The 12,971-nt window shown below is 51.1% G+C and carries 6 protein-coding genes; all 6 read left to right on the top strand.

Annotation, left to right across the window (positions count from 1 at the left end; all coding sequences use genetic code 11):
- The coding region (locus tag ACQ4N7_RS25230; RefSeq protein WP_430714205.1) for a hypothetical protein at positions 1–215 on the top strand (215 nt) is incomplete at its 5' end.
- A gap of 1,105 nt (positions 216–1,320) precedes the next feature.
- Positions 1,321–4,782, top strand: a complete 3,462-nt coding sequence (gene mobF / locus ACQ4N7_RS25235) for a MobF family relaxase (protein ID WP_430714206.1) — start codon at positions 1,321–1,323, stop codon at positions 4,780–4,782.
- A gap of 500 nt (positions 4,783–5,282) precedes the next feature.
- Positions 5,283–7,544: a pentapeptide repeat-containing protein gene (locus ACQ4N7_RS25240; protein ID WP_430714207.1), complete on the top strand. Its 2,262-nt coding sequence runs from the start codon at positions 5,283–5,285 to the stop codon at positions 7,542–7,544.
- Between the two features lie 623 nt (positions 7,545–8,167).
- The gene (locus ACQ4N7_RS25245; RefSeq protein WP_430714208.1) at positions 8,168–8,701 is read left to right on the top strand and encodes a hypothetical protein; all 534 of its coding nucleotides are present in this window, start codon (positions 8,168–8,170) and stop codon (positions 8,699–8,701) included.
- 1,006 nt (positions 8,702–9,707) lie between these two features.
- Entirely contained in the window at positions 9,708–12,149 is a 2,442-nt protein-coding gene (locus ACQ4N7_RS25250) for a GUN4 domain-containing protein (RefSeq protein ID WP_430714209.1), read from the top strand.
- Between the two features lie 88 nt (positions 12,150–12,237).
- A complete protein-coding gene (locus tag ACQ4N7_RS25255; protein WP_430714210.1) occupies positions 12,238–12,684 on the top strand; it encodes a hypothetical protein in 447 nt (148 codons plus the stop codon).
- The last annotated feature ends 287 nt before the right edge of the window (positions 12,685–12,971 follow it).

The following is a 12,971-nucleotide window of genomic DNA, read 5'->3' on the forward strand; positions in this document are numbered from 1 at the left end:
AGTTGATTAGGAAGGTTTACTGGGAGTTGATTAGGAAGGTTTACTGGGAGTTGATTAGGAAGGTTTACTGGGAGTTGATTAGGAAGGTTTACTGGGAGTTGATTAGGAAGGTTTACTGGGAGTTGATCGAGAAAGTCTACTGGGAGTTGATTAGGAAGGTTTACTGGGAGTTGATCGAGAAAGTCTACTGGGAGTTAATTAGGAAAGTCTACTGAGAGTTGATCGGGAAAGTCTACTGAGAGTTGATCGAGAAAGTCTACTGGGAGTTAATTAGGAAAGTCTACTGAGAGTTGATCGGGAAAGTCTACTGAGAGTTGATCGGGAAAGTCTACTGAGAGTTGATCGGGAAAGTCTACTGGGAGTTGATCGGGAAAGTCTACTGGGAGTTGATCAGGAAGGTTTACTGGGAGTTGATCAGGAAGGTTTACTGGGAGTTGATCAGGAAGGTTTACTGGGAGTTGATTAGGAAGGTTTACTGGGAGTTGATTAGGAAGGTTTACTGGGAGTTGATTAGGAAGGTTTACTGGGAGTTAATCGGGAAAGTCTACTGAGAGTTAATCGAGAAAGTCTACTGGGAGTTGATCGGGAAAGTCTACTGGGAGTTGATCAGGAAGGTTTACTGGGAGTTAATCGGGAAAGTCTACTGAGAGTTAATCGAGAAAGTCTACTGGGAGTTAATCGGGAAAGTCTACTGGGAGTTAATCGGGAAAGTCTACTGGGAGTTAATCGGGAAAGTCTACTGAGAGTTAATCGAGAAAGTCTACTGGGAGTTAATCGGGAAAGTCTACTGGGAGTTAATCGGGAAAGTCTACTGGGAGTTAATCGGGAAAGTCTACTGGGAGTTAATCGGGAAAGTCTACTGAGAGTTGCTCGGGAAGGTTTACTGAGAGTTGATCGACAGTGAACTAGACGGGTGAATCGACAGTGAATTGGTACGTTAAATTGGGGGTTGTAACTAGCTCTGTGACGCCACTTACCGCCACTTACCGCCATTGACCACTTTTCCCCGCCAGGACTCCCTGCCTCTGCCTCCCTGGGCGTTATGGGGCGACACCGAGCGTTAGATGGCGCAGTAGCCCCAGCTGCGAGGGTGGCTACGCCCTGGGAGGGCTACGCATCCGAACCGTACAGACATTACGCCATCCCTGGCGGGGCAAAACCCTCCTAAACCCCACATGGCAATCAGTTTAGCGATTGCAGCCCCCATGCCCTGGATCAGGGACTGCCTAACAATTCTTTACCCCAGACAATTGATTTGCAATATGGGGGAGATATTCGAAGGCTACTATCCAACCCATTGGTTTAGCGATTAGACGCTCCATGCTATCGATGTGCTCGGTCTCCGCTGCCCAGGCGGAAACCTACTACGAAAAAGACGACTACTACACCGAAGGCACCGACGCGGCCCGCTCAACTGCTCGGTGGTATGGCCAGGGTGCGAGCACCCTCGGACTTCAGGGCGAAGTCAAGCCCGAGGACTTCAAAGCCCTGCTCCATGGCACCGCCCCCAATGGCGAATGTCTTCACGCTCGTGCCATCGATCCTACCCGTCATCGGGCGGCCACCGACTACACCTTTTCGGCTCCTAAAAGCATCTCCATTGCCGGGCTGGTGCAAGGCGACGAGCGAGTGATTGCAGCCCATAATCAGGCCGTTGATGTGGCCCTAGAGGTTTTACAAAAGCGCTTTGCCCAAGCCCGAATTAGCACCCCCGAAGGACGGCAGCGAGTGGTGACCGGCAACATCGTCGCGGCGGTTTTTCAACACGACAGTAGCCGTGAACTTGACCCGCAACTGCACAGTCATTGCGTGGTCATGAACACCACCCAGCTGCCAGACGGCGGAGGCTGGCGGAGCCTCAGTAACGAAGAAATTGTGGCCAATCAGATCCTGCTAGGAGAGATTTATCAGAACGAGTTAGCCTACCAGCTGCGGCAGTGCGGCTACGACATTGACCCCCAGGGCAAAGGACAATTTGAACTAAGCCACTACAGCCAAACGTTGCTCGGCACCTTCTCAACTCGCACCCGCCAAATTGAAAAGTATCTCCAGCAGTGGCAACAAAACCTGGACGAAACGAAGGGCAGTCCGCTCCATGCCAGCCAGAAAAAGCAGGCCACTCTGCGCACCCGAAAACGCAAACAGGCCGTGCCCCGCGAAGTGCTGCTAGCGGCATGGCAGCAGCAGGTGAGCGACCAGAACCTCACCCTGCCCGAGGTGCCGCACCAGGAGCGCGATCTTTCCACTGCCGCCCACCACCAGGCCAACCAGATGGCCCGTGTGGGCACCGCCCATGCCTCAGAGCGAGAGTCGGTCTTTCGCCGGGGAAAGGTAGAGCGCTTTGCCCTAGAACATGCCCTCGGTGAAATGCCGTTCTCGACTCTATCTGAGGCGATCTCAGCCCAAGGCGAGCTGCTGCCAGTGGACGTGGTCAAAGACAAATGCACGACCACCGCAGCGCTCCACCGGGAGCGAGACACCATTCAGCTCATGCACCAGGGCCAGCACCAGTGGGCACCGATTCTAGATGAGGCCGAACTCCAGGATCAGCTGCATCAGTGGCCGACTCTGACAGCTGGTCAGCAGCGAGCGCTCACCCTGGCTCTGACCAGTAGCGATCAGATGTTGGCCTGGCAGGGCCTGCCGGGCAGCGGTAAGACCTTTGTGTTGCAGGCCTTCAAACAATCAGCTGAAGCCCAGGGTTTTTCAGTGCGAGGGTTTGCCCCCAGTGCTGAAGCAGCCAACGTGCTGGGCAAAGAAGCCGGACTGCCGACCGACACCGTGGCCAGCCTGTTGCACGCCCCACCGTTTGATAAAACCTCAGCACCTGGTCAACGAGAAATCTGGGTGATTGACGAGGCCGGGCTACTCTCCGCCAAAGATGCCCATGGGCTCCTGAGTCTGGCCGTGGAGCGACAGGCTCGCGTCATTTTGGTGGGCGACACCCGCCAACTCTCGGCAGTGGAGGCAGGCAACCCGTTTAAGAGCTTGCAGGCCGGAGGCATTCAAACCGCCTTCCTCGATGAGTCCCGACGACAGAAGACAGCGGCCCTGAAACAGGCCGTTAACCTGCTGGCCACCGACCAGACAGAATCCGCCTTTCAAACCCTGGTGGGCGCGGGCTCGATTCAGACGATCAAATCGCCGGAGGCACGCCTCCAGCAGGTGGCCACCGACTACCTGGCCCAGGGCGAGGCAGAGCGCGACAAAACCCTGCTGCTCGCCGGAACCAACCAAGAGCGCCTGGCCCTCACCGCCTTAATTCGCACAGGGCTTCAGACCCAGGGCCAGCTAAGCACCGACGGCTTTACCCTGACCTCGCTGCGGCGAAAAGACATGACCCAGGCCCAGGCAGGCTATGCCGACCACTACGCCAGCGGCGACATCGTCATTGTGAACCAGCCCTACAAACGCCAGGGCCTGGTGAAGCAGCAGCCCTACCAGGTTGTCCAAGTCGATGCTCGCCGCAACCGACTGACCCTGGCCAATGAAGCCGGTCAAACCGTTGAAATTGACCCAACAGCCTGCCCCAACAAGACGGTCTACACCCGCCAGGCGATCCCTGTTGCCGTGGGCGATCGCCTGCGCTGGACGCGCAACGACCGGTCGCAAAACCTCCGCAATGGGCAGGCCTTTACCCTGTCCGCCATCGATGCCCAGGGCCAGGCCGAGATCCGCTACCCCGATGGCCGCTGTGACAGCGTCGATTTAACCGGCTTGCAGTATGTCGATTACGGCCTGGTGAGTACCACCTACAGCGCCCAGGGTAAAACCGCCGACCGGGTGATGGCGCTGATGGATGCCACCACCAGCCAGGAGTCATTCTATGTGGCTGTCTCGCGGGCCAAATACCAGCTCTCGCTTTACACCGCTGACTCAGATGAGCTGCTGCGCCAGGCGCAGCGATCCTCAGCCAAGGAAAACGTCAGCGACTATGTCCCGCTCTTTAATTTGGTGAATAGCCATGCCCAGACCCAGGAAAGTACCCCCGCCGTCGCCCCCTCAGCAGTGGGCAGTCGAGATGCCGCCAGGGATCTTGGCCGACGCGCTGGTGAGCGCGTTGCAGCAGGCCTTGCTACCGCTCCAGCAGCAGATTGCGGGACTCCAGCAGGACAACGCCCAGCTGCGCTCTCAGATCGAGACCTTGGTGCGCCACCAGGCCCAATCGGAGCAGGCGCTGAGGCAGATGACCACCGAACACAGCCAACTCCAGCAGAGCTTGAACGCATTGCTGAAGGGGCTAGAGACTGGCAGCAGCAGCGACAGCTCCAGGCAATTGCAGGCACTCTTATCGGCCTTAGTGACACAGCTGAACGCGTTAAATCAGCGGGTGAGCAGCAATCTCGATGGGCAGGAGCGATCTCTCGCCTTGCTCATGACCTCGCTTGCAGCCTTGAACGACGACGCCAGCAGCGGGAGCAACGGGCGCTGGCCGACGCCGAGCAGATGATGTGGGCTGAACGCCTGGTGCAGGAGGTGAGCGGTATTCTGACGCTAGCCGAGCAGGCTGACCTGTTCAAGCAAACTGGTTCTGAAACCTGGGTGCTAGAGGGACGACACCACTTGCTGTCGTTTTGCCAAGCGACCGACACGCTCTCCCTGGTGGCTCAGGATGGTCGCGGCGAGCTGCTCCGACTTCAGGGGCACCAGGGAACCTGGCGGACTCAGCTGGCCCAGGGCATCACGGTAGAGGACGTTGGCCAGATCCAAAAAGCCCATCGGCTGTTGAACCAGGAGATGCAGGCTCCCCAGCGTTCTCGTCAGGTCGAGATAGAACGCTAAGGCGAAGCTTGTCCCCGCCAGGGTTCAAAACGGAAACGGCGTTACCGATTTCTGCCTGTCTGTCTGTCTCCTCTTTCCCTAAAATGTGGTTCCAATCGGGCGATCCAAATCAGGCGGGATTAGTGGCTCAAATGAATTCACGGTCAAAGGCCAGGCTGAAATCGGAGCTTATGCACCTTAAGCAAATATGCTTTGTGACAGTAGCCAGCTTGAGTGGCCTAAATGAGGACTATGTTGGCTTGTGCCAGTTCCCCCAACGCCTGATGGCTTCGTTCAGTATTCTCTCTACCTTGAGCCCTAGCTAAGGGGCTGAAATCAAGACCAGGCAAGAGTTTGAGGCTTAGTTCCAATAATGGAGGAGTTGCGGCGCGGGCAAATCATCAGGTGACTACAGTTGAGTCGCAGCCACAGGAGATAAGAATGGGCATAAGATAGCGGTGATTCTACGCGGAATCGCCAGCACCTTACTTGAAACTATTTCCAGCTAGCCCTCTGCTCCGATGATCTCATCATCTGAACGCCTGGAACTGATCAAAACCCTGAGCAGCTTACCGGAAGCTCAGTTTAAGCAGGTGGCGTTTGCCTTAAACCCACCCAAGGGGAGCTTGCCAACAGAAACTAGCCAGGGGAAAACTGCAGCAGCCTTACTGGACTGGGTTGAATCTCCGACAGGTCGAGGGATGAATGCCCTGAGAGGAATTCTGGAAGACCTCGGCATTACTCCTCCTGCACCATCGGGAATTTGCCCCTACAAAGGTCTGTCCTACTTTGATTGCAATGATAAAGACTACAAATACTTCTATGGCCGTGAAGCCCTGACCCAGGTACTGCTCGACAGGGTTAACCAAGACAACTTCCTGGCGATCGTGGGAGCCTCTGGGAGTGGAAAGTCTTCTGTTCTGCAAGCCGGATTGCTGCAACACCTCAAAGATAAAGGGGACAGCGAAATTTGTATTCTGGTGCCGGGTGAGCATCCGCTACAGAGTTTGGCTCGGGCCTTTATTGATGAAGACTCAGATCGTCTAGACCGAGCCGCCCAACAAGCAAAAGCCGAAGCCTTAATCGCTGGTGGCGCGGATGGATTGCGCCGCTTGGTACAGAACTCTGAGGCCCAACGGGTGGTGTTAGTGGTTGACCAGTTTGAGGAAGCTTTTACGCTGTGCCAGGACAAGACTGAGCGACAGGCTTTTTTTGAAACCCTGCTAGGTGGCTTAGAAGCTACTTCGTCTCAGCTCTGCCTGATTCTAGCCATGCGATCAGACTTTGTGGGGAAGTGCTTTGAGCAAGATTATGGTGGCTTAGCGGAAGCGGTTAATGACCATTTAAAACTAGTTCTTCCCATGACCACTGAGGAGCTTACCCAGGCGATCGAAGAACCCGCACGACAAACGGGTGTCTCCCTAGAACCTGGACTGACCCAAGCCCTGCTGAAAGACTTAGAGCAATCTCCAGGTGGTCTGCCATTACTCCAATACACCCTGACCGAGCTCTGGCAGCGGCAGCAAGGCTATCAGCTGAAGCTATCGGTGTATCACCAACTGGGTGGAGTGACGGGCACGCTCAAACAGCGAGCTGACCAGGTCTACGAGTCGCTTACTCCAGAACAGCGCCAGACCGCTAAGCATATCTTCTTGAGCCTGACTCAACTGGGAGAAGGAGCCGAAGATACGCGCCGTCGGGTGACTCAAGATAGTCTAGTGTCTTCTCGGTATCCTGAGAATCGAGTTACTGAGGTTGTTAAACAGCTTGCAGACGCCAACCTGGTGGTGACCGATGACCAGGGAGAGCAGCGCACAGCGACAGTGGATGTGGCCCATGAAGCTTTGATCCGTATCTGGCCAAAATTACGACAGTGGTTAGATGAGAATCGCGATCTACTAAGACAGCAACGCAAAGTCGAGTTGGCGGCTGAAGAGTGGAAGGCACAAGGGTATAAATCAGGGTACTTACTGCAAGGACTCCCACTCATTGAAGCCAAGCAGTTTCCTACTAAAAATCCTGCTGAGCTACCCTTATCAGGTCTAGCGAACACCTTTATTCAGACCAGTATTCGGCAACAGCAAATCAATCGACTCAAAACAGCCAGTTGGCTCCTTATTCCAGCGGCTTTGGTTGTTGGTTTGGTGGAATATAGTATTCGGGAAAGCGGCATCAAGGCAGACTATGCTCGTTTGGACAGCGAAAGCATGTCTGAGGAAAAACAAGCTGTTCAAGATTTAGTTGCAGGTTGCTCTCGACAGCAACAAATGAAGTGGATTCCCCACTATTTCAGTGAACGCATTTTTGGCCATTGTCGTTCACTTATAGGAGCAAGCTTGTCTGATTCTGATTTGAACAGCACCAACCTCAGCAACGCCAACCTCAGCAACGCTACCCTCAGCAACGCCGACCTCCGCAACGTCAACCTCAGCAACGCCAACCTCAGCAACGCCTACATCTTCGCCTCTGCTTTCTACAACGCCAACCTCAGCAACGCTAACCTCAGCAGAACCTTCCTCAACAACGCAGAACTCAGCGCCAACCTCCACAACGCCGACCTCAACAACGCAGAACTCCGCAACACCGACCTTAACAATGCCAACCTTAGCAATGCTAACCTTAGCAATGCCAACCTCAGCGACGCTCAAAACTTAACTGAATCCCAGCTCACTCAAGCCAAGCTCTGTCGCACGACCCTCCCCGACAACATCACCTTCGACCCCAACCGTGACTGTGAAGCACTGGGCATAGACCCAGAGACAGGAGAGGACATCGGCCTATGAGATACCCTAAGACTAGCTATTTCAGCCGATAGAGTTGCTCACACGACTTTGTTTTTCTGGACCACTGCTAGCTATCCTCACAACTAGCCATAACTTCACCTAAAACTGGCCAGAATCCGCATAGTTGCCTGCGCGCGCAACTAGCCGATATGGCTTACCAGGCCCTTATACCTAGAGGAAGCCCTGGGTAGCTGAAGGTAATTGTTCAGAGCAGTGCTGGACAAATTTCGGAACGTTTCACGAAAGAGCTGCCAAGAGAAGCTGTGATACTGCTCTGCGGCGCGGGCAACTAACCTAGGCCACTGTATGGCCTGATCGGGGCTCCTCCCAGGTGCCGAGGCCTTAGCTTTCCTTTCATTGAACCGAAATGTTCCCAAGGGGGATGGGAGGGGGAAAGATAATTAGTGTGATCGCGGCTAGAGTTGAAGGGTTAATTATGCTGACTTTTTCTACCTAATTGCCCCTATAAGACAATTAGGCTGACGATTTTCCATCTAATTCCTCTTGAAAGTGGATTAGGCTGACAAATTTCTACCTAATTACCCCTATAGGGATATTAGACGGAGATTTTCTCTCTAATAACAAGTTAGGCGCCAAGTACGGGTTCCAGAACATCTTGCCTTATGGACGACAAATTACTTAAAAAATACCTTGAATATGCTAAGACCGAAGAGTCCTTTGCAGTTCTCTTTGTCAAAAAGCATCTCGCTCAAGCAAAAGGGCATTGGGTAGATATTGTCGATTATCGACGTTATGAGATGTCCTCGGATAATTTGCATTTCAGATTTGTCTTAGGTGGCCTGTATAAGAGAAAAATAAAACCTCAGTATCCATCAAAATCTGTATACACCATTGGTGGCAAATTTGATGAACGCAGATATTCCTTAATGGTACGAGCTATAACGTGGGAAGCCGCACATAAGGACATAGAACAGCAAAAATCAAAGAACATAGCATCACGGAAATTCAAGATAACAGGTATAAGCTACGATAAAAATCGAAGCAACAAAGACTTTTTCCGAGAGGATGCACCACCGGCAATAAAGGCTCTTGCAAATAATCTCAACAATCGCACAAGCCCACTATGGGATAGGGCCTTGCAATATGCTAACAAGCCAGAGTTTGTTTACGAGATTAAAAAAATTTACATTGACTAATAGGGTGCCTAAATCGGGATAGGGAGAATCCTCACGAATCCCCCCTCCCACACCAGGCTACCTGGCCGTTTCCGGCCAGACCTCAATCAGGCTCCCTTAGCCTCCAAAGCTGCCTTGAAGGCAGACCTCCCCAGATAAGACCGTGAACTGTCAATGCGCAACCGCGTCATTTACCGTATCCCCTGAACCAAAAGGCTTCGTTGTGTTGTGCCAACTCGCCCTAGGAACTCGGCCTTCTATGACGTTTCTGTTCGTCGGCTCGCATCTTTGCCGCTGGCTTCCTTCAGACCCTTCCTCGCGGAAACGCCCTTGCCTTAAGCTAGTGGTTGTCCATCTCTCGGCTCCTATGACTTACGAGCATTTGGATGGCTGGTTCTCCCACAGAGGACTTTCACCCCATTAGTTCACGCCCATGCTGGGCGTACACAATTCAAATGCAGCGGACAGTTGAAAGGTGCTGGTGCTAAGTTAAGGCTATCTGCCGCCGCTGATTTGAGCCGTTAGACCGCCTGCAATCAACCTGTTTCCTGAAATATCGACTTTGCGTGGGATAAGTGGCACTGCTAAGAGGTAGCTGAAGTGCCTATCGATCAAACTGAGTGCTCAATGGCCTTGACCTGCTGAAGGCTTGTGGGTTGAATAGTTGCCTGCGCGCGCAGCTATCCAGCAATACAAAGAAACTAAATTTCCCCAAATAGCAGCTTCGCTACTTTGAGCTCTTGTACGGCAAGAGCTATAAAGATTCATCTCCTTTTAGAAGACCACTGCCCCGACGCCGAAAGCTTATCTGTTGAGCGTTCCAGGCTGTCTGCGACGGGTGATGGGCAACTTTGGGCTGCTTAGTTTCTGGTATGGGTGTAGCGTTATCTGTGTGGAGAATGGCATTGATGAGTTTAAATTGTGGAAACCATAGAGCAAAGTAGACTGCAAATCGGTTAGCTTGGGAGTAAATCAGGGCATCCTAGCAATTAAAAGATCTTCATATTTCTGCCCCGCTGGAGTACCTATGGAAAGTTCTCAGCCGTCCCTTTTGGCTCAGGCAAGACAGGGAGACGCGAAAGCAATCGCAACCTTACTTAACCAAAAACTTCAGCCCAAAGGCATTACAGCAAAGGCTTCTATAAAAAATAGCTGCTTGCATATAATGCTGGAAGCGGCTAAAACACCCCAGCAGCAACCGTTAGTTGACTTTATCAGTAAAGGATTGGCAGGTTTGGCTGTTGACGATTGGTGTGCTGTGAAGGTTTACGGGCGACAGGCAGATGAAGAAATTCCAGATTGGGTAGAAGAGTTCAAAATTAGGCGAGAGACCAATCAAGATTCTGCAATTCTTGCGAAACAAGGAGACGTCAAAGCTATTTCAACACTAATTAATCAAAAACTACAGGCGAATAGAGTTATAGCGAAGGTTAGCGCAAAAAATGATTGTTTTCAAGTAATGCTGGAAGCGACAGAAGTTCCCAATCAAGAACAAATGGTTTTGCTCCTGCAATCTGAGTTCCAGAAGCTGGGAGTTCCAGGTATCAGCACTCTGCGACTATATGGCAAACAATCTGGAGAAGATTTTCCTGACTGGCAGGAAGAAATCAAACTGCTTACAGGCAAAATGAAATCTCAGGAAGTTCAGCCTATTAGCCTGAAATCCTCCTTCTATTCCGAGGAAATAAAGCATGTCCAAACCGTGTCAGTAATACAGGAAGTTGATGGCATTAGGTTATCAAATCAGCTTTACATTACAATTCAAACAACTTGCTACCAACACCTTGCTTATAAAGTTGGGGCAGAGGATGACAAAACAATCCATGAGATTGTGGAAGATTTTGTGGATGGGCTGGAGACAGATCTGAAGCGAGATCTTGATCAATTTGCAAAACAGTCTATTAATATTTCTAAACCCTTTGGACTTCAACTAGACAGCACAGCAATAAAGGCAATTGTTTCTAATGCAATAGATGCTGATTTTGCTGGAGTAAGATTGGCAATTCGAGATTTAGAGCGCGTGACACGAGAAGTTCTGCAAACTGACTTTCCTCAGGAGACTGATGCACTGAAATCCTTTTTCGCAGGAGCTGCGCAAGAGTTTACTGCCCAATTTTTTGGCATGACTGCGATGGGCAAAGAGGCAGTCATAGGAGCAACGATTGGTATGGTTGCAGGACCTTTAGGCTCTGTAGTTGGTGGAGCTATCGGCGGATGGCTTGCAGGAAATAAACAGCAAAAATCACTTGAAGCTCTAATAGGAAAATATCAGAAGGCAAGATTTAATCTATTCCAGGAATGGGAAATTCTCTTGCAATTAATTTATGCAAAACTAATTGATTCCTTATCAGAAACGGCCTCGGTTAGATTGCTTGACTATCAGGTAATGGATCAATCGATTGAATTTTATCACCAAGGAAATGAGCATTTAGAGGAAGATCTAGAGAAAGCGATTGAGTTTTATGATAAAGCAATTCGGGTTAACCCCGGCTTGACGCTTGCCTGGAATAATAAAGGCTATAGTTTAAACCAGTTGAAAAAATTTGAGGAAGCATTGCCAGTCTTAGCTCAAGCAGTTCAACTAGATCGAACACTTGCTATTTCACTGAATAACTTTGGAGATTGTCTACAAGGTTTAGGCAGGAATCAAGAGGCAATTTCAACCTATGAGGAAAGCATAAAACTAGAGCCTGATAATTATCAGGCTTGGTGGGGTAAAGGAACCTGTTTGTATAACCTTAGTAAATATCAGGAAGCAACAACAGTTGCTCAGAAACTTACTGAACTAGATCCAGAAAACTTTTTGGGTTGGTATGCTAAATCCAGTTTTAACGCCTTGGTAGGTAATAAAGAGTTGGCATTAGAAAGCTTGAGAGAAGCTGTTAGAATTGATTCAGATTCTTCTCAGCGGCTTGCTAAATCTGATCCTGATTTCAATCATTTGTGGGAGGATGAGCAATTTAAGGAACTGATGGAATCTTCTGTTGGTGTAAGTTATACGTCCTTAAAAGAGTATTTGAAGCAGAAGCAATGGCGTGAAGCGGATCGAGAAACAGCCCTCGTCATAAAAGAAGTGATTCAAAAAGTCGCTAACTCTACAGAAGTTAATCAAGAAGCCTTGAAAGTGTTTCCTTGCACCGACTTAGAGACAATAGATTCGTTTTGGCTAGAGTATAGTGAAGGGAGATTTGGTTTCAGCGTGCAAAAGAGAATTTTCCAGGAGTCATTTAAGGACAAATGCCTCTTTGGGATCAAAAATGGCTGGCGGATAAAAGATGCTAATGGGAATTGGACTTGGCGTTGCAATTCAGACTTTTCTTATGATTCTGAAAAAATTCCTGATGGACATTTGCCCAGTAGCCTGTGGTCAGGAGTAGATGGTTGGTTTGAAAATCGTAGAGACCGCTTAATTGCATTATTTACCAAGATAGATAGCTGTTCGATGGGAGAAAAAGATAGGGAGTCCTAAGTGGAGTAGATACAGCCCAACAACCTGCAGCGGACGGTTGAGAATTTTTGGTAGGGATATACAGCGGTTCTTATAAGGAGGTGAACACATGATAGTAAACAAGTGGCCTCGCAATCTGTACACCGGTGTTGGTGGCGGTATGTACACCGGCGTAGGTGGTGGCCTTTATGCTGGCGTGAATGGCGGCGCGTATACCGGCGTAGGTGGTGGCCTCTATACTGGCGTGGGTGGCGGCATGTACACCGGTGTTGGCGGTGGTCTCTATACTGGCGTGGGTGGCGGTATGTACACCGGTGTTGGCGGTGGTCTCTACGCTGGCGTGGGTGGCGGTATGTACACCGGTGTTGGCGGTGGTCTCTACGCTGGTGTTGGCGGTGGCATGTATGCTGGCGCTGATTCCGAGCCGTACATGAGCAACATTCCACCGTGGCCGCACTTTCTGCGAGAACTTGATAAAAGAGGCTATCAGGCAGAGGCAAATCTAATTCGCGGTTATCTGCCTCAGCCATATTGGCCGGAAAATTTCTTTGCCTGATAAGGCCTAACAATTGCGGTGCAACGCCCCCAGCGATTCCCTTCGGGGACACGGTGTGAACGCCGGGGGCAAATGTGAAATTCCATTTACGCCAAACAGCTTACCCCTGCTACCGCCCCAACCGACAAGGGCACCCTGGGTAGACAGCGGGCAGGAGTCCTGAAACGTAGATGCAGTCTGAGAACAAAACCCCCACCGGTACCGTTGGCCGTGGGGGTTTTGTTTGGGCACTATCGCCTGGTCGCGTGGGTGGTGCTATGAACTCTGGGGAATAGCCTGCTGATGTG

It is taken from the genome of Nodosilinea sp. AN01ver1 (genome assembly GCF_050565655.1).
Classification (GTDB): Bacteria; Cyanobacteriota; Cyanobacteriia; order Phormidesmidales; family Phormidesmidaceae; genus Nodosilinea.

Bases quoted from the DNA above. Each gene is read 5' to 3' on its own strand.
- mobF (WP_430714206.1), top strand. From the start codon at position 1,321: ATGCTATCGATGTGCTCGGTCTCCGCTGCCCAGGCGGAAACCTACTAC.
- ACQ4N7_RS25240 (WP_430714207.1), top strand. From the start codon at position 5,283: ATGATCTCATCATCTGAACGCCTGGAACTGATCAAAACCCTGAGCAGC.
- ACQ4N7_RS25245 (WP_430714208.1), top strand. From the start codon at position 8,168: ATGGACGACAAATTACTTAAAAAATACCTTGAATATGCTAAGACCGAA.
- ACQ4N7_RS25250 (WP_430714209.1), top strand. From the start codon at position 9,708: ATGGAAAGTTCTCAGCCGTCCCTTTTGGCTCAGGCAAGACAGGGAGAC.
- ACQ4N7_RS25255 (WP_430714210.1), top strand. From the start codon at position 12,238: ATGATAGTAAACAAGTGGCCTCGCAATCTGTACACCGGTGTTGGTGGC.